This is a genomic window from Flexithrix dorotheae DSM 6795 (assembly GCF_000379765.1).
Taxonomy (GTDB): domain Bacteria; phylum Bacteroidota; class Bacteroidia; order Cytophagales; family Flammeovirgaceae; genus Flexithrix; species Flexithrix dorotheae.
In genome coordinates this window covers 1-26004 of the sequence record NZ_KB903473.1, presented here as the reverse complement: position 1 = coordinate 26004, position 26004 = coordinate 1, and the positions used below count along the sequence as shown (strand labels likewise).

Here is a 26004-nt window from a genome sequence, read left to right as displayed (position 1 = left end):
ATGGAATGCTACATGTTTCTACTTATGGAATAGATTTTTTAATTGTGCATTTGTCTCCCTCAGATCTGGAGGTAAGACGGCAGGAAGCAAACCTGATCAAATCCTACATGAAGACGGCAATTTCTGAGGAAAAATCCAATTATGTGGTGNTTGGAGATTTTAATGCCCTATCTCCCTTCGATAATTACCTGTATAAAAATAATAAGTATTGGAAAAAATATGAAGAAGATTTCGATTACAGCGTAATATCTTCTTTTCTAGCCTATCCCTTGAAAGACGTAATTGAAAGTTTTGAAGAAGATGCCGAGAAGCGATATACATTTCCATCCCCTGCAGTTGCACCCTATTCCACCGCTGAAGAAATCGTTTATAAAAGACAAAGGATTGATTACATATTGGTTAGTCCCGAACTGGCAAAAACCTGTACCAACGCTTCAGTGATCAATGAAGGAATAGTAGATGAAATCTCCGATCACTATCCGATAATTGCGGAATTTAATGTGGTGGAGTAGGGGGGGACAACAATATCAACAATGAAATGCTTCGGAGGAAGAATCAAGGTCGAAAGTTGACTAAAAAGATGGTTAAAGAGAATTTCGAAAGTGTATACCTAATTCTGTCTGGGATATTAATTTTAACACATATTTTTTTTGTGATAAAATGACATTCAGAATATGTATTTATTATTTTTCAATCGTGTCTATAAATTGCATATTTCATTTGAAAATTGTTCAATGAGACAAATACTGGACCATATGCCTTTATTCCACCTATGATTGGTTGAGTTGAATATATGCTGAAAATAAGATACTCCGTCCCTGAAATTACTTGGGTATGTGTCGGGTAATATTGCCTCCTATCATAATTCCATAAATTTTTATCTGAATTCTGTAAGCTTTGTAATAGATTTCTCATCCATTTTTGTAAAATAATATTACAAGAAATGGAATGGAAACAGAACAAATATTAATAGAGAATAAGGCGGGACTACAAAATGCCAATGTAAGGGTTTTGGGAATGACTTGCGCTTCATGCGCAGTAAGCCTTGAATCTTATCTAAAGCCACTGGATGGGGTTTCAGATGTTTCAGTGAATTATCCTAACCAATCTTTATCACTAACCTATGATAAGAATCAGATAAACTTAAATCAGCTAAAACAGAAGGCAGGAGAAATAGGGTATGAAATTTTATTGGAGAAAAATGCCTCCAACAAAATTGAGGAGATTGAAAAGGAAAATCACCAAAGACTTCGAATTAAATTAATCGTTTCCGCGGTCTTTGCAATTCCTGTATTTGTTATTGCCATGTTTTTTATGGGAACAATTCCTTATGAAAACTGGATCATGATGGGCTTTTCTATTCCGGTTTTATTCTGGAGTGGTAGGGAGTTCTTTATTGTTGCCTGGAAAAAGATGCTCCATTTTTCTGCTAATATGGATACGCTGGTAGCATTAAGTACAGGTGTTGCATTTATGTTTAGTGTTATTAATACGGTTCTCCCCCAATTTTTAGAAAAGCAGGGAATCGCTGCACACGTATATTTTGAATCTGCTGTCGTCATTATCATGTTTATTCTTCTTGGAAGATATTTGGAAGAGGGCGCAAAGAATAAAACATCTTTAGCTATTAAGAAACTAATGGGCTTAAGACCCAAAAAGGTCACCGTAATTAGAAATGGAGTGGACCAAACCATTTCATATCATGAAATAAATAGAGGTGAACTTATTTTATTAAAACCAGGTGACCGGATTCCTGTTGATGGTAAAGTAAAGAAGGGATACTCCTTTGTAGATGAAAGTATGATTTCAGGAGAACCTATTGCTGTGGGAAAAAATAAAGGGGAAAAAGTATTGGCGGGAACCATTAATCAGAAAGGTTCTTTGGTAATCATTTCAGAAAAAATAGGGGAGGAAACGCTTTTGTCCCAAATTATTCGCCAGGTTGAAAAAGCCCAGGCCAGTAAGCCCAAAATACAAAAACTGGTGGACCAAATTGCAGGAATATTTGTCCCAGTGGTTATCGGGTTAGGTATTATAACTTTTATGATTTGGTTTGTTTTTGGGCCAGAACCTAGAGTCGTTCATGCCATGGTAAGTTTAATAACTGTGCTTATAATAGCATGTCCCTGTGCTTTAGGGTTAGCTACGCCTACTGCATTAATGGTGGGTATTGGAAGAGGAGCTCACCATGGCACATTAATTAAAGATGCTCAATCTTTAGAAATGGCGTATAAAATAGATACCTTAATTTTAGATAAAACAGGGACCATAACAGAGGGTAAACCTATGGTGACTGATATCATCTGGTCTGAGGAAAAATCATCGGAATTACTGCAGGGCATTTTGTTATCCATAGAATCGAGATCAGAACATCCCATAGCAGAGGCTATCACCATGTATCTTCGGAAAAATCAGGTAGTTGAGGCAAACACCGAGTTATTTGAAAGTTTTACCGGAATGGGAGCTTTGATATATTTTAAAGGGCACAAATATTTGGTAGGGAATACAAAACTAATGGACCTTCATAAGGTAAAAATAGCTGCCAACTTAGACAAAATTGCCCGTCAATGGGAAGAAGAAGCAAAAACTGTAGTTTATTTCTCCAATGATAACAAGGTTGAAGCCATAATTGCAGTGGCAGATCAGGTAAAAAGTGAGGCTGAAATGGCGATAAAGCAAGTAAAAAACCTGGGAGTGGAAGTAGTCATGTTAACCGGTGACAACAAAGCAGTAGCTGAGGTAATTGCTCAAAAAGTTGGGATAAAAGCTTATAAAGCGAATTTATTACCTTCAGATAAAGGGGCATATATTGAGGAAATTCAAAAACAAGGAAAAATAGTAGCCATGGCTGGAGATGGAATAAATGATGCTCAGGGACTTGCTCAGGCCGATGTAGGAATTGCCATGGGAAGTGGAAGTGATATTGCAATGGAAAGTGCCTCCCTTACATTAATGAGTTCTAATTTAAATCAAATAGCAGTGGCAATTAAGCTTTCTAAGTCCACCATGCAAACCATAAGACAAAATTTATTCTGGGCTTTTATTTACAATCTTATTGCCATCCCGGTAGCAGCAGGTATTTTGTACCCAATATCTGGTTTTTTATTAAATCCAATGATTGCCGGTGCAGCAATGGCTCTGAGTTCCATATCCGTGTTAGCTAATAGTTTAAGGTTAAAAAACCGAACGATTTAATTAAATAGTGAAACTGATCTCCAAATCCTAAATGAGCAGAATTATTTGAAGAGCTCATTTTGAAGACTTAAAATTTTAAAAACCATTAGTAACTTATAAATTATGAAAACTGTTAAATATAAAACAAACATTAATTGTAATGGATGTATCAATGCTGTTACACCATATTTGAATGAATTGGAAAATATAGATTTATGGAAGGTTGATGTGAATCATCCAGATAAAATTTTAGAAGTAATTTTGGAGGATAATGAGGAAAAAGCAGTAGAGAACACCGTAATAAAAGCAGGTTTTGAAATTGAAAAAATATAGGGGATTGAGCGCAAAACAGATTTTATATATAAAAAATATGGTATGTCCCAGATGTATTGAGGCTGTTAATGAACTATTAATCTCTTTAAACATTGGGGCAAAATCTGTGGTTTTAGGAGAAGTCGTTTTGGAAAAGGAAATTTCAAACGAGTTAAAAAAGAGATTGGAAGAAAAATTAGAATTAAAGGGTTTTGAGCTACTTCAGGATCATAAATCGAAGTTAATAGGACAAATAAAAGCCATAATTATTGATAAGATTCATCATCAGAATGAACAATTAATAACCAATTTTTCGAATTATATTTCAGAAAAGCTTCATCACGATTATAGTTATTTAAGTCGGTTATTTTCTTCAGTAGAGGGAATTACCATTGAAAAATTCATTGTAAAACAAAAAATAGAGCGGGTTAAAGAATTTCTGTTTTATAATGAGCTTACCCTTTCTGAAATTGCTTTTAAAATGAATTATAGTAGTGTGGCTTATCTTTCGTCTCAATTCAAAAAAGAAACAGGGATGACACCTTCAGAATTTAAACAGCTCAAAAAACCGGGACATCATTCACTGGATTCCTTTTAAGGGGATAATTTCAATTCTCCAAAAGAGAAGCCACATTTCTGCTCAGTCAAATTGGGATGACAATAGCTCCTCATCATTGTGTTGGGGAGGCAGTGGAGTGACAACTTAGGTTGGTTGTTGGAAATATTGGTTATGTAATGGAATTCTAAAGTGAAAGGTGAAATTTTACTCGGAGTTCAGGTCTTGGAATCCTTTTCCTGCTGTCATACAGATTTTCAGGCTTTTCTTATTTGATTTTATTGAAGTAGTTATTGGAAAGCGCACTCCGGTCCGAGATGAAAACTCATCTGGACGGTGGAGAGTGATGTGAATGCAAAAATTCTTTTGATTGAGCTCCAAACATTAGCCATATCAATGGAAAATATTATTTATAAATTCATTTTCTATTTGAGAAGGATCCTAATACGAAAGGCAATTAATGATAATCCTGGAAGCCCTTTTTAGAGGAGGAGGGCCGATTATTAAGATTAATTAAAAATTTGATGGGTAAAATTGATAATCTGAGACTCTTGCTTTAAAAGCAACGATTGTCCTCTTTGGAAAATGGAGACCAATTAGGTGTTAATAGGAAAGAATTTAAATTTTATCCACGATACTATTATGAAAAAAATAATATTTACCATATCCATTACTCTAATTTTCATTAATGGATTTTCTCAAGATTCAACCACTTTTACTAATCCTCTTTTACCATCAGGGGCAGATCCATGGAGTATTTATAAAGATGGATTTTATTATTATACCAATACGGTAGGAGATAAACTGGTGATATGGAAAACGGAAAATTTAGCCAACCTGAAAGATGCAGAAAAAAAAGTGGTCTGGATTCCTCCCAAAAACACAGCTTATTCAAAGGAAATATGGGCACCAGAAATTCATTTTTTGCAAGGAAAGTGGTACATGTATTTTGCTGCAGATGATGGTAATAATGATAATCACAGGATGTATGTTATAGAAAACAGTTCATTGGACCCTTTTGAAGGTGAATGGATATTTAAAGGAAAAATAGCAGATGAAGATGATAAATGGGCAATTGATGGTTCTGTTTTCAGCCATAAAAAACAGCTTTACTTTATATGGTCTGGTTGGGAAGGAGACGAAAACGGACAGCAGAATATTTATATCGCTAAAATGAAAAATCCGTGGACAATTGAAGGCAAAAGGGTATTGATTTCCCAACCAACCTACGATTGGGAAAAGCATGGTGATTTGAATGATCCAATAAATCCACCGCATGTGAATGTGAATGAAGGTCCACAGATACTGAGTCATAAGGGTAAATTATTTTTAATCTATTCAGCCAGTGGCTGCTGGACTGATTTCTATACGCTGGGAATGCTAGAGGCTTCGGGTAAAAGTAATTTGCTGGACCCAAAATCCTGGACAAAAAATGCCCAGCCAGTTTTCAAACAAACTCCGGAAAATGATGTTTTTGCACCAGGTCACAATTCCTTTTTTAAATCTCCTAATGGAAAAGAAGACTGGATTCTTTATCATGCCAATTCAGAACCAGGACAGGGATGCGGAAGAGACAGATCACCAAGAGCGCAGAAATTTACCTGGAATAAGGATGGCAGCCCCAATTTTGGATTACCTGTAAAAACTGGAGAAAAACTACCTATTCCAGCACAATAGAGCCTATTAACCTGATAAAGTTAAGTATAAAGATTTGGGATAAGCCTTCAATTTTTTACGATTTATAAAAAATTTGATGGGTAAAATTCAATAACTTGTACTCCTACTAATAAATGGGAAAAAATGAAGGGTAATTCAGATTAGTATCTCTCTTTGGACCTATTATTTTTTTATAAATAAGTTCTATTTCGAATTCTAAATATTGAAAATGAATAAAAAACTGAAACTACACACACTTCTATTAGTTGTTCCAATTATTGCTGTTTTTATTACAAATTCACAAGGTCAGGATCATCCTTCTTTAGCTACTTCACCTTATTCAGAAATCCCTCTTGGGGAAGTAAAACCAAGAGGCTGGTTGCTCCACCAACTTGAAATTATGCGTGATGGTACCACAGGTCATTTGGATGAAGTTCATAACAAAATAAAAAATGATAATGGCTGGCTGGGAGGAGAAGGTGATGGATGGGAAGAAACGCCTTATTGGCTCGATGGAGCAGTACCACTAGCCTTTTTACTGGATGATCCGGTTTTAAAGGCAAAGGTTATGCAATACATTAACTGGACACTTGACCATCAAAGAGCATCTGGTTATTTTGGCCCGATAACCAAAGCGGAAAGAGAAAATGGAGTAGAAATTACCAGCGAAAATTGTGAAGCAGGAGAAGATTGGTGGCCGAAAATGGTAATGCTGAAGGTATTACAACAATATTACCTTGCTACTCAGGATAAAAGAGTCCTACCGTTTATGACCAATTATTTTAATTATCAGTTAAAAACAATCAAAACCTGCACCATTGGGAAATGGACTGAATGGGCAAAATCAAGAGGGATAGAGAATGTGATGATGGCGCAGTGGCTATATCAAATCACTGGAGATGCTTCCTTATTAGAATTAGCAGAAATAATGGAAGGGCAGTCCTTCCAGTGGAGTGAATGGTTGGGTAACCGGGATTGGGTAATGCAGGCTGCTGCAAATCAAACCGGGGAAAGATGGATGGAAAGGCATGCTGTAAATGTGGCCATGGCCCTAAAAGCCCCTGCCATAAATTATCAAAGGACAAAGGATGAAAAATACCTTGAAAGCATCAAAACCGGCTGGAATGATTTAATGACTTTACATGGTTTGCCAATGGGGATTTTTTCAGGTGATGAAGATTTACATGGGAATGATCCCAGCCAGGGTGTGGAACTTTGTGCTATTGTAGAATCCATGTTTTCCCTTGAAAAAACCATTGCCATTTCTGGAGATGTTCAATATATGGATGCGCTGGAACGGATGACATTCAATGCTTTACCTACTCAAACTACAGATGATTATAACATGAAACAATATTTCCAGGTGGCAAATCAGGTTCAGGTTTCTCGAGGAGTATTTGATTTTTCATTACCTTTTGATCGGGAAATGAACAATGTCTTTGGTTTGAAAAGTGGCTATACCTGTTGTACTTCAAACATGCACCAAGGATGGACAAAATTTACCGAGCATCTTTGGTACGCCACACCTGACGGTGGTTTGGCTGCTTTGATTTTTAGCCCAAATCAACTGAAAACAAAAATCGGCAATGAGGAAGTAGTGATTAATGAAGTAACAAATTATCCTTTTGAAGAAGATATTGTATTCGAATTTGAATTAAAAAATAAGGTTAAATTCCCAATGCAACTTCGAATCCCCTCCTGGTGTAAAAAGGCCATTGTTACCTTAAATGGGAAGGAATTGAGACAAGAAACCGGTGGACAGGTGTTAACTATTGACAGAACCTGGGAAAATAAGGATAAGTTAAAACTCCATTTGCCAATGGAAGCTTTTACCTCTAATTGGGCAAAAAATTCAAGAACCGTTGAAAGAGGTCCTCTGGTTTACGCATTAAAATTAGGTGAAAAATGGGAAAAGGCTAATCAGGAAGTAGAAGGTGAATATTATAGCATTTTCCCTACAGAAGACTGGAATTTTGGTTTATTGGAAAAGGTTGTAAAAGAACCAGGTGTCAACTTAAATGTATCTACGAAACCAGTGGCTAAGGATTTTATCTGGAATCAGGAAAAAGCACCAATTGAAATTAAGGCATCTGCAAAAAAAATTCCGGGATGGGTAGCTGAAAATGGCGTAGCACACCAACCTGTTACTGCAAGGGATAATATTTTTAAAGGAAAAGTTGAGGAGAAAATAGAAGAGATCACCCTGATTCCCTATGGTTGTACCAAAGTCAGGATTGTAGCTTTTCCAGTAGTCAGGTAACATAATAGAGAAAATAATTAGCAAATAAGTTATTATAAATTAATTGAATGATGAAAAAAATATTAATCCTACCTCTTGTAGTATTATTAGCCTTTAATTGCCAGCAAAAAAAGCCTGCGGAAGAAACACAATCAACTGAAGTTGAAGTAATTACAGAGGAAAAGGGAACACGATGGACAATTGAAAAGGCAAATAACTGGTATGAAAATCAACCATGGCTTGCTGGGTGTAATTATGTTCCTTTCAATGCTATCAATCAATTGGAAATGTGGCAAGAGGCAACTTTTGATCCTGAAACTATTGACAAGGAATTGGGATGGGCAGAGGAAATTGGTTTCAATACGCTTAGGGTCTATTTGCATGATAAACTTTGGGAACAGGATGCAAAAGGTTTTTTAAACAGGATGGATAAATTTCTTGAAATCTGCCAAAGTCATGGCATTCGTCCTATGTTTGTCCTTTTCGATTCCTGTTGGGATCCTTTTCCAAAATTAGGAGAACAAAGAGCTCCTCAGCAAGGCTTGCATAATTCAGGCTGGGTGCAAAATCCTGGTGCTGAAATATTGCAAGATCCAACCCAATATCCAAAGTTGGAAGCCTATGTGGAGGGAGTAGTTGGTTATTTTAAAAATGATGACAGGGTTTTGGCATGGGATGTCTGGAATGAGCCTGATAATACAAATGACTCCAGCTATGGGGATAAAGAACCAAAAAATAAGCATGAATTGGTTGAAAACCTTTTGGCTCAGGTGTTTACCTGGGTAAGAAATGTGAATCCGTCTCAACCCATCACATCAGGAATTTGGAGAGGGGATTGGAGTAAGGACGAAAACTTCTCTCCAATACAAAAAATTCAAGTGGAAAACTCCGATATAATTTCCTTCCACAATTATAATGATGGAGCAGATTTCGAAAAACAGTTGAAGTCCATTCAGCGATTCAATCGTCCTTTAGTTTGTACAGAATATATGTCAAGGGGTAATAAAAGCACTTTTGAAGGATCAATGCCTATTGCCAAAGAAAATAATGTAGGGGTTTACAATTGGGGATTTGTAGCAGGGAAATCCAATACTATTTATCCATGGGATTCCTGGCAAAAAGCTTATGATAGTGAACCTCCTTTATGGTTTCACGATATTTTCAAACCTGATGGTTCGCCTTATAAGGCAGAAGAAATTGAATTAATCAAATCATTAACAGGTGTGACTACTGCGAATTAGTGTCAAGCCAACCTAATGCTTTCGGTAATCTGAGTGGTCTTTTGCGAAATCTCTTGGTTCAAAAAAAACTCACATAGCAAAGCCTATCTTCGTTTTTTCCGCCTCGACTGTAGGATTACTCATAGTTCAAGGTTTGACTGATCCTAGGTAAAATTGTTCAGGACAAAGAGAGTGACTTATAATTCCGGTAGAACCAGAAAAATAAATTAAACTAAAACTTTGAAATTAAAATGACGAATTACAAATATTTATTACTGTTTATCTTCACTAATATTTTAATACAAACTCCGGTTTTTTCTCAATCGGATTGGGCTCCTGTTGAAGGGAAAATTATGACCAGGTGGGCAAATGAAGTTTCTACCGACAAACCCTTGAATGAATATCCCAGACCTCAAATGGTAAGAGAAAACTGGTATAACCTCAATGGATTGTGGGATTACGCCATTTTGCCAAAGGAGGAAAACCTGCCTGTCAAATTTGATGGAAAAATACTGGTTCCTTTTGCTATTGAATCGGCTTTATCTGGAGTGGGAAAAACTGTAGGTAAGGATCACAACCTATGGTACAAAACCACATTTACAGCACCAAAAAAGCAAAAAGGCGAAAAAGTTTTACTTCATTTTGGAGCGGTAGATTGGGAAGCTGAAGTATTTATCAATGGAGAAAAAGCTGGCTTACATCAGGGTGGTTACGATCCTTTTTCCTTTGATATTACTGCTTTGCTAAAAAGTAAAGGTTCACAAGAATTGGTAGTAAGAGTTTGGGACCCGACTGATGAGGGCCCTCAACCAAGAGGAAAACAAGTGAAAAGACCTGAAGGTATCTGGTATACTCCGGTGACAGGGATCTGGCAAACAGTTTGGCTGGAGACAGTGGCCAATACTTATATTTCAGGTTTAAAAACCATCCCGGACATCGATTCAAAAACATTAAGTTTAAAAGTGAATGTTGAAAATGCAGGAGAATCTGATAAAGTTTTGGTAAAAGCTTTAAATAAGGGTTCGGTTGTGGCTGAAAAGGAAATAGGCATAGAGGAAGAAGCAATTCTTTCTATAACAAATATGAAATTGTGGTCTCCTGAGGATCCGTTCCTTTATGATTTGGAAGTATCTGTTTTACAAAAAGGGAAAGCAAAAGATCTGGTCATAAGCTATTTTGGTATGAGAAAAATAGCCTTAGAAAAAGATGAAAATGGAATACAAAAACTCATGTTAAACAATGAATTTTTGTTTCAATATGGTCCTTTGGATCAGGGCTGGTGGCCTGATGGTTTGTATACCGCTCCTACCGATGAGGCCTTGCTTTTCGATATAGAAAAAACAAAGGAAATGGGTTTTAACATGATTAGAAAGCATGTAAAAGTAGAACCTGCCAGATGGTATAATTACTGTGATAAACTAGGGATGTTGGTTTGGCAAGACATGCCAAGTGGAGATAAATCGCCCAAATGGATGAACAATCCATCTTATGAAGGAGAGGATATTGAGCGGTCAAAGGCTTCTGAAAATATATACAAAGCAGAATGGAAGGAAATTATGAGTGATTTCAATTTGTTTCCAAGTATTGTGGTTTGGGTTCCTTTCAATGAGGCTTGGGGGCAATTCAAAACTGTGGAAATTACCAAATGGACTCAGGAATTCGATCCTACAAGGTTAGTAAATAGTGCCAGTGGAGGTAATTATTTTCAGGTAGGTGATATCCTTGATTTACACCATTATCCTGAGCCCAGAATGCCAAGAGCAGATATTTTTGGCAAAGATCAATCAGTAGTTTTAGGCGAATTTGGAGGTCTTGGACTTCCTGTTGAAAAACATACCTGGCAGGAAAAAGATAATTGGGGTTATCGAAGTTTTACTAATAAAAAGGACTTAACGGAAAGATATGCTTCCTACATTAATGCTTTGGAAAAGTTAATCGGAAAAGGGTTGTCTGCTGCTGTATATACTCAAACCACTGACGTAGAAGTAGAAATTAATGGTCTGATGACTTATGATAGAGAGATAATTAAAGTGGACCCTGAGTATTTAAAGAAAATTCACTTGAAATTATACAGGTAAAAAAGCTAGAAAGGACAGAGTTTGTTTTTCAGTAAAATTGACCACTTTTTAGTGTTTTTAATTAAAAATAGTCCTGGCAACTTATAAAGTAAGTGCCAGAACTATTTTGTTTAGAGCCATATTAATTAATTGAGGGCACCCCTATTTAGCAAATTAGAATATATTTAAATTTGACCGATTACTTATTTTCATGAAAAAATATACCATACTTTTTATCTCCATCATTCTATTAATTTGTAACTGCCAGAATCTAAAAACAGGCAGTGATGAAGAAGGAAAAATTCTTAATGACCAAATACTTGAATCGGCTACCATTTCTAATGGCAGTGGAATGGAAGTAAAAGTTATTAATTATGGAGGAATTATTACTTCAATCAAGGTCCCAGATAAAAATGGGAATTTTGATGATGTTGTTTTGGGATTTGACAAAATGGAGGATTATTTGGGTGAACATCCTTATTTTGGTGCACTTATTGGCAGATATGGAAATAGGATTGCCAAAGGAATATTTCAAATAGATGGAAAAATTTACCAACTTGCTCAGAACAATAATGCAAATCATTTACATGGTGGAATAAAAGGATTTGATAAAGTTTATTGGGATATTTTGAAAAGAAAAACAGATGATGGTCAGCAAATTATTCTTCAATATGAAAGCAGGGACATGGAGGAAGGATATCCTGGAGACCTATCCATAATTGTAAAATATACGGTTACTGAAGACAATCAGTTGAAAATAGAGTATAAAGCAAGTACCACAAAAAAAACGATTGTAAACCTTACAAATCATTCTTACTTTAACTTGGAAGGAAAATCTCAGAATACTATTTTAGATCATAAACTGACTTTAAATGCAAATGAATTTTCACCCATAGATATAAGTCTAATTCCTAATGGTATTTTACAAAATGTTGCAGGAACTCCTTTTGACTTTACACGGGAAAAATCAATTGGAAAAGATATCCTTCTAGAGGATGAGCAACTAAAGTTTGGAGGAGGGTACGATCATAATTTTGTACTTAATAAAGATAAAGAATTATCACTAGCCGCAAGGGTTTTTGAGCCTACAAGTGGACGAATAATGGAAGTTTTCACCACTGAACCTGGTATTCAGTTCTACTCTGGGAATTTTTTAGATGGTACTTTAAAGGGGAAGGACAGGATTGCTTATCAGTATAGAAGTGGATTTTGCCTCGAAACCCAGCACTTCCCAAATTCCCCCAATCAACCCAACTTTCCCACAACAATCCTCCATCCTGAAGAAATATATGAATCTACCACTATTTATAAGTTTTCGGTATTAAAAAAAGGACCTTAGAAAATCTGATACTTTCTTAGGTTAATAGATTTTATAGGAGTGTCTCTTTACAGAGGCATTTTTTTTTCGATAATAATTCTAACTTTTAGCTTGTTTATGTTTTAAATTTATCCTTTTTTAGTTAGCAACTTATTTCCCAATAAGTTGCATTAGTTAAAGGGTTGAGAATTTTTTTCTAAATTCCATGGATGTTTCAAAGACTGAGGATGTTGATTTACTTCTAAATAATTTTCAAAAGGGGGATCGAATTTCTTTTGAAAAGATTTATAAATTTTACCATCCCATTCTTTTCAATTATGGCCGTCAATTTGGATTAAGTGAAACAATTGTAGATGATTGTATTCAGGATATATTTATTGAAATTTGGAATTCAAGGGAAAGGTTGAAAATAAACGCATTAAAGTTTTATCTTATTAAATGTCTGAGAAATAGGATTACCAAATATTTATCAAAAAATTTAAGAGAGAAAGAAAAGGCTGAAAAGTATTGGAAAGAGGAATTCGAAATTTCATATGATCCCGCCATTCTTGGTCTGCAGGCCCAAAATAAGTCAGAGCTTGAAAGTAGATTAATTAACAACATTAAACAGCTTAGCCCCAAGCAAAGAGAAATTATCTTTCTTATATTTTATAATAATTTAAGCTATTCAGAAGCTGCTGAGGTTTTAAATATTAAAATAAAAACAGTGTACAACCAAGTACATAATTCAATTAATTCTTTAAGAGAAGCACTTATTTCCCTTTTAATATTTTGGGCATTTTATCTTTCCTTAAATTAAATGGGTGTTTTATGAACATCCGAAGTTGGTCCATTATGTGCCCAAAAACTTTTCAGAAAAGATGCAACCCATAAATTTTTTAAAAAATTAAATCTTTTTTTTAAAATTTATGGGAAAACTTTTGTGAAGGTTACTCTTATTATTGGAAGCCTACAAACGCTTTTTAAATTTTATACAAATAGATGAATAACAAGGAGGAATTTCTTAAAAATGATCTTTTCAATAAGTGGGTAGAATCTGACAATTCAGAGGTTAATGATTATTGGGATAAATGGATGGAAGAAAACCCTGACTTGGCTGAGGAGTTAATGCGCACAAGAGATTTATTGAGATCCATAAAATTTGAACAGTACAAGTCCGCACCTGGTTTGGTTGCCAAATCTTGGGAAAGTGTTGATGTGAAAACTAGAAAAAAGACCAGGGTTATCAGTTTCAACTTTTTTATTAAAGCTGCAGCAATTATTACTTTTTTGATCGTCTCTATTTTTGTTGTAAGGAATAAGATTGAAACTGACCAACCAGAAATATTAAAAGAAGATAAAATCACTTTTATAGAAAAAACTGCAGAGAAGGGAATAAAACTCACTGTTCAATTGTCAGATGGTTCAAAAATTAAATTAAACTCGGGAAGTAAACTGATTTACCCTTCTGTTTTTGCCAAGGGTAAACGAGAAGTACAGCTAATTGGAGAGGGGTATTTTGAAATTGCAAGAGAAGAATCCCGACCATTTGAAGTAAAAACAGGTAACCTGTTGACCACCGTATTAGGCACCAAATTTTCAATTAATGGTTTTGATAAGAAAAATATTACTGTGGCTTTGGTTTCAGGATCAGTAAGGGTTGAGGAACTGGATAGTAATAATCAGGTAATAGAGCAAAGTGGGCTGCTTTTAGAGCCAACTTTTAAAGCGGTTTTTAAGAATGGTCAATTGGATAGAGCAAAAGTGGATAACTTATTGGATTTAGGTTGGAAAGATGGAACACTCGTATTTAAAAATCACGATATTGATGACATTAAAGAAAGACTCGAAAATTGGTTTGGTGTAACCATAGAAATAAAAAATAAGGCAAAAATTGCCAAATCATTTGATGGAGTTTATAAAAGTGAGCCACTGGGGAATGTTTTAAAAAGTATAAGCTTTGCAATGAATTTTAACTACCAGATAAATGGTAATAATGTATACATAACAGGAAAATAATCTAAATAAACTATGAACAGAAACAATACAAGCTAAAAAACGGCAGTACCAATGCTTGATACTGCCGTCAAAACCTTATTCCCATATCCATATAAATTAAATGTCGGGAAACAATTAGCTACTATGGATAAAAGGGAAATTATGTTTTTTAATGTAATCACACAAAAATATGAAATTGAAACTAAATTATTTACGACTATTTAAAATGCTTTCAAAATATACTCTATATGGCATTTTATTGCAAGTTTGCTTTTATTCATTCTTATTAGCAGAAGACAGTAATGCTCAGAAGAAAAGTGTTAGAGAAGTTTATGTCGATGTAAACGGAACTTATGGTTCGGTGAAGGAAATTTTCAAATCAATTGAAAACCAAACCGATTTTCAATTTGCCTATTCCAGGAAGTTCATTCCTAAAAGCAAAAAGATCAAACTGACATCGGGGAAAAGGGCTGTGAAAGAGGTCTTATTAGAGATTTCTAAGGAATGCAGACTTAGGTTCAAACAGGTAAATAACAGCATCTCTGTTAACAAGTTATCTGATAATTACGATGCCGAGAGTGACTTTGTGGAGATCATCCAGACACATAAAGTTACTGGGAAAGTCCTTTCATCTGAAGGAAATGAAGCCCTACCAGGTGTGAGTGTGTTGATCAAGGGTACTACCAACGGTACAGTGACTGATATTAATGGGGATTATTCCATTTTTGTTCCGGATAACTCTATCCTTGTATTTTCTTATATTGGCTTTGAATCTCAGGAAATAGAAGTTGGGAACCAGTCTGAAATTAATCTTACTTTACAGGAGGACATGGAACAACTGGAAGAGATTGTAGTAGTGGGATATGGAACGCAGAAGAAAGAGTCTTTAACGGGAGCGGTCGGAAATGTACAGGGAGATGAATTAGACAGGGTACATGTTGCTACTACCAGTGGGATGCTTGCGGGTAAAATGGCAGGGGTTTCTTTCAGACAACCTGATGGGAGACCAGGTGCAGGTGCCTGGTTACAGATTCGGAATATGGGTACTCCATTGTACATCATTGATGGAATTCAGAAAGATGAAGGTCAATTTAATAATCTGGCACCTCAAGATATAGAAAGCATAACCATTTTAAAGGATGCTTCCGCAGCAATTTACGGGGTTCGGGCTGCTAATGGAGTGGTGGTGGTCACTACTAAAAAAGGAAAATTGGGCCAGAAAAATACAGTTAGTGTTGATGCTTACTATGGAGTCCAAAACTGGTCAAGATTTCCCAAAGGAGTTGGGGCTTATGACTGGATGCTTGGAAAAGCGGAGGCAGAAATGAACCAACATGGAACTACGGCAATTACTCCTGAAGAGCTCGAAAAATGGAAAAATGGTACCGAACCGGGGTACCAGAGTTTCGACTGGTACGATTATATAGTTGGAAAAAATGCACCACAGTCTTCTATAAATATTAGCACTTCCGGTGGATCTGACAAGACTAATTATTATTTATCAATTTCAAGATTTGATCAGGATGCTGTATTTAAGGATTTTACTTTTAACAGAACAAACATTCAGTCGAATATTGATACAAGAATTGCTGAAAAACTTAAAGTAGGTGCACAAATAAGTGCCAGATTAGAAACCAGGGATAATCCAGGCGTTCCCGGATATGATGATTACTGGCAGCCAAGATTTGCTTTATTCAGGAACAGACCAACTGAGCGTCCTTATGCCAATGACAACCCGGAATACCCCAATCATATTAGTAATATAGAAACTAACTGGGCTTTATTAAATAAAGATATAACTGGCTGGTGGAGAGAGGATTGGAAAACCATACAAACCAACTTTACTGCTGAGTATGAAATTTTGGAAGGATTTACAGCTAAAGGGATGTATTCTTATTATTATGCCGATCAGGTAGCCAATACTTTTGAGTATACTTACGATGTATTTACTTACGATCAAAATACAGATAATTATAACAGAACAGGAGGAAATGATAATCCTTATCGGGACAGAACACAGCGTAAAATCACTGAAAATGTAGCTCAGTTCCACTTGAATTATAATAAAACAATTGCCGGTAAACATAGTATAGGCGTAGTGGCTGTTGCCGAAAGTATTCAAAGGAGGGATCAAAGAAATTGGCTTCATTCAGTACCACAAACCAATTACCTGGATATTCTTCAGTTTGCGGATATGGATGCTTATGATGACAGCGATTATGAGGAAGCCAGAATTGGTTACATTGGCAGGATTAACTATAATTTTGACAGCAAATATTATTTGGAAGTTGCAGGAAGATATGATGGTTCCTGGAAATTTTCACCAGATAAAAGGTGGGGCTTTTTCCCCTCTATTTCTGGAGGATGGAGAATTACTCAGGAAAACTTCTTCGATATTAATTTTATTAATGAATTAAAATTAAGAGGTTCCTATGGTCAGCTGGGAGACGATAATGTAGGAATAGGACCATTCGATTATATCCCTGGCTACACTTATGGTGTGGGCAAAGGAATAATTGATGGGAATACTACTGTAGCTTCCAGAGATAGGGGAAAGCCAGTTGATAACATATCCTGGTTTACCAGTACCATTATAGATTTTGGGGTAGATTTTGCCATGTTGGATAGTAAAGTTAGCGGTACTTTGGATTATTTTGACAGAACCAGAACTGGTCTTAGAGGATTCAAGTATGATGTTGTATTACCTGCTGAATTGGGCTATACTTTACCTGAAGAAAACCTGAATAGTGATTCTCAATTTGGGTATGAAGCTACGCTGGCTTATTCATCAAATAAAAAGGGTGTAAACTTTAAAGTTGGCGGTAATTTTTCCTATGCCAGGAGTAAGTTTAACTCATCATATAAACCCCGGTGGGGAAATTCATGGGATCATTATAGGAATTCAAGGGAGGACCGATATGAAAATACCTTCTGGGGGTATCAGGTTGTTGGTCAGTTCCAGTCGCAGGAAGAAATTAATAACTATAAAATCAACATTGACGGACAAGGAAATAAAACTTTACTTCCCGGAGACTTTATTTATAAGGATATTAATGGAGATGGAAAAATTGATGGATATGACGAAAGACCAATTGGTTATGGAACCTGGAAGAATCCTATCGTAAACATTGGGTTAAATTTATCTCTGGACTTCAAAGGCATTGATTTTAGCATGGATTTTTCTGGTGGCTCTATGTATTCTTATAACCAACAATGGGAAATGCGATGGCCCTTCCAGAATACAGGAAATTTATTATCAACCATGTATGAAGACCGATGGCACAGGGCTGATCTTTACGATCTAAACAGCGAGTGGATTCCTGGGAAAAACCCTTCTCTTAGTTTCAATAATCCCAATCACAGTAATTATAATAAGCAGTCAGACTGGTGGATGGTTAATATTAACTATTTGAGGTTGAGGACTATGGAAATCGGATATTCTTTACCTGATTCCTGGATTCAAAAAATCAAAATGGAAAGAGCCAGAATTTATCTGAATACCTACAATTTATTTTCAATTGATAATGTGAAACCTTTTGGAATTGATCCGGAAGTTGCAGATGAAAACGGGCTTCAATACCCTCAAAATAAATTATTTAATGTAGGTGTTAATCTAACTTTCTAAAAAAATAAAGCATGAAATAATTGTGGTTTACCCATTTTAGGGCAGCCTCAACATTTCAAAAATTTTATACTTATGAAAAAATATATCTTAACTATATTAATCATTATCTCCCTAAGCGCTGGATGCAATGATGATTTTTTAGATAGAGAACCAACTGATATTCTATTGGAGGATCAGGTTTGGTCGGATGAAGGATTAATCTTGTCTGTATTAACAGATTTGTATAACCGTTATCACGATATTCAGCAAATAACAGCCTGGGCAGAGTATACCAATTTTGATGAAGCTTTTGCCTCCAATTTTGGTAATTATTGGCGACATCAATTCCAGGACTATAGCTACGATTGGTGGGGATTGTGGGATTATGGATATGTGCGGGAATTAAATCTATTTATCCAAAAAGCAGAATCCACTACGCAAATTAAACCTGAAGCTCAGGAACGATTTATTGCTGAAGCCAGATTTTTAAGAGCAGCCCTTTATTTTGAACATGTGAAGAGAGTGGGCGGTGTGCCAATTATTCTGGATCCATTGGAATATGATTTTAGTGGTGATCCAACCTATCTTCAATTTCCCAGAAACAAGGAACATGAAGTTTATGATTTTGTGATTAGCGAGTTAGAGGAAATCAAAGATATTCTTCCTAATGATGGCAATATAAAATCTAGAGCAACCAAAGGGTTGGCTTTGGCAATGGTATCAAGAGCTGCCTTGTATGCAGGTTCTATTGCTAAATATGGCGCTACTACTCCACAAGTCTCCACTCCGGGTGGGGAAGTTGGAATTCCTTTGTCGATGGCAGAAGGGTACTACCAAAAGGCTTTATCTTCAGCACAGGAATTAATTAATGATGGGAATTACGCCTTATATAGGAAAAAAGACAATTTGTCTGAGAATTTTGCAAGTCTTTTTCTTGATGAAGATGGAAATTCAGAAATCATCTTTGTAAAAGATTATAAGGAAAAAGGAGTGACGCATGGATTTACCATTGATGCTATCCCGAGATCACTTAGAGAGGAGAATATTGCTGGTGGAAATATAAATGTTTCTTTAAACCTTGTGCAATCTTTTGAGTATTTGGACAATACTTTTTCAGAAATCAAAACTATAGATGAGGCTACTGGAAATTATATTTATTATGATGATCCTATTGAAGCATTTGAAGGAAGAGATGCCAGGTTAGCCGGAACGGTTATTCTTCCAGGGTCTACTTACAGAGGGAAACAGGTGGATATTTGGGCAGGATATCAACTGGCTGATGGTTCTATAATATCTGCTGATCAATTAGGAGGAAGAGCCGTTTTACCTGGAAATACAGTGGAATCGCAAGTGGTGGGCTATGATGGTCCTGTCGATCAATTGGAATCATCTGCTCAATCTGGTTTTTATGTTAGAAAATTTAATGATTTGGATGTGGGTTCTGGACAAAGAGGAACAGGAAGTGATGTATGGTGGGTAAGGTATCGATATGCAGAAGTTTTATTGAATGCTGCAGAAGCAGCTTTTGAACTTGGAAACACAAGTGTGGCATTACCTTATATCAATGAAGTGCGCCAACGTGCCGGGTTTTCCACTGACCTGGGGGCAGGAGACCTCACTTTTGACAGAATTGTACATGAAAGAAAAGTAGAGCTTGCTTTTGAAGGACATATTTTATTTGATATGAAGCGATGGAGGCTTGCTCATAAAGTCTGGAATGGTGAATATACAGAATTGACTAATAATCCTGGAATAGCCAATGAACCAAGTACCAGAGTTTTTGCGCTTTGGCCTTATAAAATTTACGATCCTGGAAATCCAAATGATGGAAAATGGATTTTTAAAGAGGTTCTTCCAAGCGTTGTTAACAATGCGCATCGATTCCGGATGGGTAATTATTATTCCAATATTGGAGAAGGAATAAGAAATGCAAATCCAAAAATTGTCAAAAACCCAAACCAATAAGGCCTATTTTAACATCTTAAATTGAAACAATGATGAAAAAGAAATTTCAATATATTTTAATAACCCTTTTGGGAGTCATTATTTTTTCCTGTGAATACGATAACTATGAAGAGCCAAATAGCCAGTTTGATGGCAGGATAGTTTATCAGGGAGAACCATTAAATGTGAGTTTTAACGATGTATATTTTGAGCTTTGGGAACCTGGGTGGCAATTACAATATCCCATTAATGTAGCTGTAGATCAGGATGGATCATTTTCTTCGCTTTTATTTAGCGCAAATTATAAACTTGTTTTGCCAAGTTCTCAGGGACCTTATAAGTCTATTTTTAACTCAGATGCCAATTCGGATACTATTTTAGTAAACTTAACGGGTAACAAAACAATGGATATAGAGGTTTTGCCCTATTACATGGTAAGAAATGCCAATTTTTCTAATAGTGGAAGAACTGTAACATCTACTTTTGGGTTAGAGCAAATCATTACAGATGCTGATGCAAAAAATGTAGAAAGAGTTAATTTGTATATCAGTAAAACAGCATTTGTGGATACCAGAACCAGCATATCTACTATGGAAATAAATGGCTCTGATATTTCAGATCTAAATAATATTATTCTTAGTACGGATGTCCCAGATTTAATCCCAACTCAAAACTATGTGTTTGCAAGGGTAGGGGTAAAAATAGAGGGAGTAGAGGATATGTTATTTTCAACTATAGAAAAAATCCAGTTATAATTAAAGGTTGTGTGGAACTCTTCCAATTTCATTTGAATAGGATGGATTTTGGAAGAGTTTTTCACTTCTAAGTTATCTTTACAAAAAAAATGTATTTTCCGGAGTATGACTCCAGGTTATGAACGATTACTTGAAAATGAAAAAAAATAGCATCAGAATTATTTTAGCCCTATGGTTTTCTTTTTTGATTTTTTCTTGTGGTAATAATCAAAAAATAGCGAAACAACACCATAAAACCTTTTTAAGAGCACCGGCTTATCCATTAGTCACAATTGATCCGTATACCAGTGCCTGGTCGATGGCCGATCAGCTTTATGATGACCAGGTTCGTCATTGGACAGGAAAAGTCCATTCTCTCATAGGTGCTGTCCGGGTGGATGGAGAAGTCTTCCGATTTATGGGAAAGGAAGAGGTTCCTTTAAAGGAAATTATTCCTATGAGTAAGCATGCTATTTGGGAAGGAGAATACACTGAAACTGAACCTATAGAGGGTTGGGAACAACCAGAATTTGATGCAAAATTGTGGAAAACTGGAAAGGCTCCTTTTGGCACCCCGAATTCTAAGGAAGTGAATACTGTATGGGAAACTGCAAATATTTGGGTGAGAAGGTCATTTACCTTTCCCGAAATTTTAGATGATCAGGAGTATTATCTAATTTATTCTCATGATGATGATTTTGAACTTTACCTTAACGGGACTGAAATTGTGAATACTGGTAATAAGGCCAGAAGAGATGTAGTTTTAAAAATACCCACGGAATTACTTAAAAAAGGAGGCGAAAATGTAATTGCAGCACATTGTTGGAATAGGGTAGGATGGGCTTATGTAGATTTTGGGATATATACCAAAAGCCTTCAGAAAGAAGTTTTCACAAAAACAGCTACTCAGAAGGAAGTGAATTTATCGGCAACCCAAACTCACTATTCATTTGCCTGTGGGCCGGTAGATTTACAATTGAAATTTACTTCTCCACTTTTGCCCGATGATTTGGATTTGTTGTCAAGGCCTATTAGTTACATTGATTATGAATTAAACTCAAATGATGGGAACAATCATGATGTAGAAATCTATTTTGAAATGACTCCACAATGGGCAGTGGATGAAATGTATCAAGAAGTAGAGGTAAGTAAAGAAAAAGTGGGTTCGGTTCAATATCTGAAAACAGGAACCAATGAACAACCTGTGTTGGAAAAGCACGGGGACAATGTGAGAATTGATTGGGGATATGCATATTTGGCTGCAGCTACTAATGAACAGTCAGAATTAAATATTGGAGAATATTTTAAAGCCAAGGAGACTTTTGTTTCAAATGGCATAGGGGAAGGAGGGGAAGCGATTTCCAGTGCAAAAATGACAGAGAAAATGCCTGTATTAAGCTATTTTCATACTCTGGGAAAAGTAAATGATCAATCTACTTCAGGTTATTTAATGATTGGCTATGATGATCTGGTTTCTATTCAATATTTTGGAGATAATTTGCCTGCATGGTGGACTCAAGGAGGAAAAGTAACCATAGATGATGAGTTTGAAAAAGCAGTTGCGGAGCATGACCAGATAATGGAGAAATGTGTTGATTTTGATAACAGGATTTGGGAGGATGCTGTTAATGCGGGGGGAAAGAAATATGCTGATTTGTGTGTTTTGGCTTTTAGGCAGGCTATTGCAGCTCACAAGCTTACAAAAGACAATCAGGGAAATATACTATTTCTTTCGAAGGAAAACTTTAGTAATGGCTCTATTGGAACAGTAGATGTTACATATCCTTCTGCGCCTCTATTTTTAAAATATAACCCTGAATTGTTGAAAGGAATGATGAACCCAATTTTCTATTATTCTGAAAGTGGGAAGTGGACCAAACCTTTTGCAGCTCATGATGTAGGGACTTATCCTAAAGCAAATGGACAAACCTATGGGGGAGATATGCCAATAGAAGAATGTGGTAATATGCTTATTATGGCAGCAGCAATAGCCAAAATGGAAGGAAATGCCAATTATGCCAAAGCGCATTGGGAGGTGCTTACTACATGGGCCAATTATTTAAAAGAAAATGGATTAGATCCTGAAAATCAACTTTGTACAGATGACTTTGCCGGCCATTTTGCCCATAATACTAACTTATCTATTAAAGCCATTATGGGAATAGCAGGATATGGTATGTTGGCAGAAATGTTAGGAAAAAAGGAAATTGCGAATACTTATAATATGGAGGCTTCCCAAATGGCATCAGAATGGGAAAAAATGGCAAATGATGGGGACCATTACCGGTTAACTTTTGATAAACCCGGAACCTGGAGCCAGAAATATAATATGGTATGGGATAAATTATTGGGCTTTGGAATTTTTCCAAAAGAAATAAGTGAAAAAGAAATATCATATTATCTATCCAAGCAAAATACCTATGGATTACCTTTAGACAATAGGAAAACGTATACAAAATCTGATTGGATTGTTTGGACCGCTACCTTAGCCAACGATCAGGAAACATTTCAGAAATTTATTGATCCATTACATGCCTATGTTACGAATACTCCGGACAGAGTACCAATGTCTGATTGGTATGAGACTCCAAATGCGGAAAAAGTGGGCTTTCAGGCAAGATCTGTTGTCGGTGGATATTTTATTAAGATCTTGGATGTTAAGCCCTAGAATGAATTTAAGTGAAACTTTTCATTGATAATAAAATGACATTACTAATTTGGAAAAATTGCACTCTTTTGAGGATAAGCCTTTTGATTATTATTCTTAATTCAACTTTTGGAGTTGGCTTTGCTCAGACAAAAAATAAAGCAGGGAATCCAATTTTTGAAGGGTGGTATGCCGATCCGGAAGGGGTTATTTTCGGAGATAAATATTATATATTTCCGACCTACTCTGCTCCTTACAACGAGCAAGTATTTATGGATGCTTTTTCATCTCCGGATTTAGTGCATTGGACAAAACACGAGCGAATTATTGATACAACAGCCATAAAATGGGCTTATAGGGCAATGTGGGCACCATCTATTATTGAGCGAAAAGGGAAGTATTTTTTATTCTTTGGGGCCAATGATATTCAACACAATCGGATGAATGGTGGTATTGGTATAGCCGTAGCCGATCGGCCCGAAGGACCCTACAAGGATTACCTAGGTAAACCACTGATAACCAAATTTTTCAATGGAGCACAACCAATAGATCAGTTTGTATTTCAAGATGATGATGGTCAATACTACATCATTTATGGTGGATGGCGGCATTGCAATATTGCCAAATTGAGTAAGAATTTTAAAAAGCTGGTCCCAAATAATAAGGGGGAAATTTTTCAAGAAATCACTCCTGAAGGGTATGTTGAAGGTCCATTCATGTTTATTCGCAATGGTAAATACTATTTTATGTGGTCTGAAGGTGGGTGGACAGGACCAGACTATAGAGTTGCCTATGCTATAGCAGATTCCCCTTTTGGTCCATTCAAAAGGATAGGTACAGTGCTTCAACAAGATATGTCTGTAGCTACCGGAGCAGGGCATCACTCCCTGATCAATCCCCCAAACTCTGATGAATGGTTTATCATCTATCATCGAAGACCTTTGGGCAAAACAGATGGCAACCATCGTGTAGTTTGTATAGATAAAATGGAATTTGATGAAAATGGTTTAATTAAACCAGTTAAAATAACCTTTGAGGGAGTAGGGGAAAGGATTTTGAAATAATTTTTCTATGTGATTCTAAACCTGGAGGAGGTTTCCTTCTTTAAACCATTAAAAAATTTCAAATTTTCATTGGTCTAGGAATACCTGAGAATCAGCCAAAAGAATCAAACTGAATTAATGTGGAAAGTTTCAGGTATCCCTAAAGAAAGTTTGAGATTCCACAAAGAGGCTACCTCTGATGGAAACATGGAAAGCGGTGCACGTCAAACTTCCCATTTAGGCTACCATTTTCTGTGGTTCTATTGTGTCCAACACACTCCACCATTTTGCACTTTTCTTAGTTGTTCTTAATTGCAAGATGGCCTGTGCCCCTTTTTTTGACCATCTTTGCCCTGATAATTTCATTCTTTTTTGAATGACTTCTTTGTGTGCTGATTCTATAGCCCCACTACCTATTATTAGCTTTTTTTCTCTGTAAAAACCATAATACATACGTTCCTGATTTCTTTGGTAATATTCTTTTAGCTTCAATAGTAATGGTAAATGTTCTGGTTTCACTCTGGATTCCAGCAATTCAAAGTGTCGAATCAATGCACCAACCCGATCAGTCATCAGGTAATTTTTAACTCCATCTATCCAGGATTTTCTTTTTATTTCTTCTGGAAATGCTTCTCTGGCAAATCCATGAGCATATTCCATGGCATGATAGAAATCCAGTATTTGGATAGCTTTAGGATAACACTTGTTTACCCAATTCCATATCCAGGGTGCTCCATCTCCAATGAATATTGGGCATTTAACCGAGGGAATTAAACATTCAAGGCCCTTTAGAAAGGTTGCTGCATCACCTAAATGACCAAAATATTCGGAATGCTTAATACCTGCTGGTTCTTCTCGAATGGGTAGTTGAAAAATCCTCCCCAGTTTTATTTCCTTCCACTTTTCTTCTCTGGTAAAAACCATTGAACCATCCATTTCTACATAGGTCAACACTTCCTGACTATCAATCAAATCACTGGGAAGAACCATATCCTGTTCTATTTTTTCATCTTGTTTAGCCTGCAATAGCGCTCCAATTTTTTCACTGACCCGCTCTATTTGTTTGGCACAAACCTCTACACTCAACAACTTTTCCAATAAAGCACTGGCTTCTTCAAATACATGATCGCTGCCTAAATAACAGATGATTTCTTGTAAATAACTACTCATCCGAAATCCTTGAGGACTGCTTGCAAGGCAATGATTTTTATTCACTATCAACTTGCCAAAACTTGACTTTATTTTTTTTTCTTGTTCTTTTTATAGGACTCATCCCCAAGACTATTTTGTAATACTTCCCGACCCAATTTTGCCCATACCTCAACAAACGACTTCTCATATTCATACCCACTAGTTTGGCCTTGTTGAGAGGCTTGCCATAATTTAATTTCTGCCTGTATCTTAGCGGTTAATTCTTCAGTGGTCATCAGATATCTGGTTTTGGTTTTAGTACTTTTTCAAGATAATCCTTTTTATGCAATTTTTCAATAAATCTTTAAGGCTGGGAAGTTTGACGTGCACCC

At 36.0% G+C, this 26004-nt stretch carries 17 protein-coding genes; 15 read left to right on the top strand and 2 right to left on the bottom strand.

What is annotated here, in order from left to right; translation table 11 throughout:
- Positions 1 to 948 precede the first annotated feature (948 nt).
- From A3EM_RS0130175 to A3EM_RS0130105, 15 genes are all read left to right on the top strand, one after another.
- A complete protein-coding gene (locus A3EM_RS0130175) occupies positions 949 to 3195 on the top strand; it encodes a heavy metal translocating P-type ATPase (RefSeq protein ID WP_020531987.1) in 2247 nt (748 codons plus the stop codon).
- 102 nt (positions 3196 to 3297) lie between these two features.
- Positions 3298 to 3507, top strand: coding sequence for a heavy-metal-associated domain-containing protein (locus A3EM_RS0130170; RefSeq protein ID WP_020531986.1), 210 nt, complete (start codon positions 3298 to 3300; stop codon positions 3505 to 3507).
- Positions 3494 to 4084 carry a helix-turn-helix domain-containing protein gene (locus A3EM_RS0130165; protein WP_020531985.1) on the top strand — a complete coding sequence of 197 codons (591 nt, stop codon included), beginning with the start codon at positions 3494 to 3496 and terminating at the stop codon, positions 4082 to 4084. Before A3EM_RS0130170 ends, A3EM_RS0130165 begins: the two co-directional genes overlap by 14 nt.
- Before the next feature lie 600 nt (positions 4085 to 4684).
- The gene (locus tag A3EM_RS0130160) at positions 4685 to 5719 is read left to right on the top strand and encodes a glycoside hydrolase family 43 protein (RefSeq protein ID WP_020531984.1); all 1035 of its coding nucleotides are present in this window, start codon (positions 4685 to 4687) and stop codon (positions 5717 to 5719) included.
- A gap of 208 nt (positions 5720 to 5927) precedes the next feature.
- On the top strand, positions 5928 to 7958 hold the full coding sequence (locus tag A3EM_RS0130155; protein ID WP_052323395.1) for a beta-L-arabinofuranosidase domain-containing protein: 2031 nt from the start codon (positions 5928 to 5930) through the stop codon (positions 7956 to 7958).
- 47 nt (positions 7959 to 8005) lie between these two features.
- Positions 8006 to 9178 carry a glycoside hydrolase 5 family protein gene (locus tag A3EM_RS0130150; protein ID WP_245576571.1) on the top strand — a complete coding sequence of 391 codons (1173 nt, stop codon included), beginning with the start codon at positions 8006 to 8008 and terminating at the stop codon, positions 9176 to 9178.
- 230 nt (positions 9179 to 9408) lie between these two features.
- Positions 9409 to 11235: a glycoside hydrolase family 2 protein gene (locus tag A3EM_RS0130145; RefSeq protein ID WP_020531981.1), complete on the top strand. Its 1827-nt coding sequence runs from the start codon at positions 9409 to 9411 to the stop codon at positions 11233 to 11235.
- A 190-nt stretch (positions 11236 to 11425) separates the two neighbouring features.
- Positions 11426 to 12553 carry an aldose epimerase family protein gene (locus tag A3EM_RS0130140; RefSeq protein WP_020531980.1) on the top strand — a complete coding sequence of 376 codons (1128 nt, stop codon included), beginning with the start codon at positions 11426 to 11428 and terminating at the stop codon, positions 12551 to 12553.
- Between the two features lie 184 nt (positions 12554 to 12737).
- Positions 12738 to 13331: an RNA polymerase sigma factor gene (locus A3EM_RS0130135; protein WP_020531979.1), complete on the top strand. Its 594-nt coding sequence runs from the start codon at positions 12738 to 12740 to the stop codon at positions 13329 to 13331.
- Positions 13332 to 13513: 182 nt separating this feature from the next.
- Positions 13514 to 14530, top strand: coding sequence for a FecR family protein (locus A3EM_RS46415; RefSeq protein WP_020531978.1), 1017 nt, complete (start codon positions 13514 to 13516; stop codon positions 14528 to 14530).
- A gap of 169 nt (positions 14531 to 14699) precedes the next feature.
- Positions 14700 to 18134, top strand: a complete 3435-nt coding sequence (locus tag A3EM_RS0130125; RefSeq protein ID WP_245576570.1) for a SusC/RagA family TonB-linked outer membrane protein — start codon at positions 14700 to 14702, stop codon at positions 18132 to 18134.
- Positions 18135 to 18206: 72 nt separating this feature from the next.
- Complete coding sequence (locus A3EM_RS0130120) at positions 18207 to 20078, top strand: RagB/SusD family nutrient uptake outer membrane protein (protein ID WP_020531976.1); 1872 nt, start codon at positions 18207 to 18209, stop codon at positions 20076 to 20078.
- Between the two features lie 29 nt (positions 20079 to 20107).
- Entirely contained in the window at positions 20108 to 20812 is a 705-nt protein-coding gene (locus A3EM_RS0130115) for a DUF3823 domain-containing protein (RefSeq protein ID WP_245576569.1), read from the top strand.
- A gap of 136 nt (positions 20813 to 20948) precedes the next feature.
- Entirely contained in the window at positions 20949 to 23459 is a 2511-nt protein-coding gene (locus tag A3EM_RS0130110) for a glutaminase family protein (RefSeq protein ID WP_026210670.1), read from the top strand.
- A gap of 35 nt (positions 23460 to 23494) precedes the next feature.
- Positions 23495 to 24502 (top strand): glycoside hydrolase family 43 protein, encoded by a 1008-nt coding sequence (locus tag A3EM_RS0130105; RefSeq protein WP_020531973.1) that lies wholly within the window; start codon positions 23495 to 23497, stop codon positions 24500 to 24502.
- A 216-nt stretch (positions 24503 to 24718) separates the two neighbouring features.
- Here the strand turns inward: A3EM_RS0130105 and A3EM_RS47200 are convergent, their stop codons facing one another.
- Together A3EM_RS47200 and A3EM_RS44045 are read right to left on the bottom strand one after the other, a co-directional pair.
- Positions 24719 to 25651, bottom strand: a complete 933-nt coding sequence (locus A3EM_RS47200) for a hypothetical protein (protein ID WP_020531972.1) — start codon at positions 25649 to 25651, stop codon at positions 24719 to 24721.
- Between the two features lie 68 nt (positions 25652 to 25719).
- Positions 25720 to 25908 carry a hypothetical protein gene (locus tag A3EM_RS44045; RefSeq protein WP_020528229.1) on the bottom strand — a complete coding sequence of 63 codons (189 nt, stop codon included), beginning with the start codon at positions 25906 to 25908 and terminating at the stop codon, positions 25720 to 25722.
- Positions 25909 to 26004 lie beyond the last annotated feature (96 nt).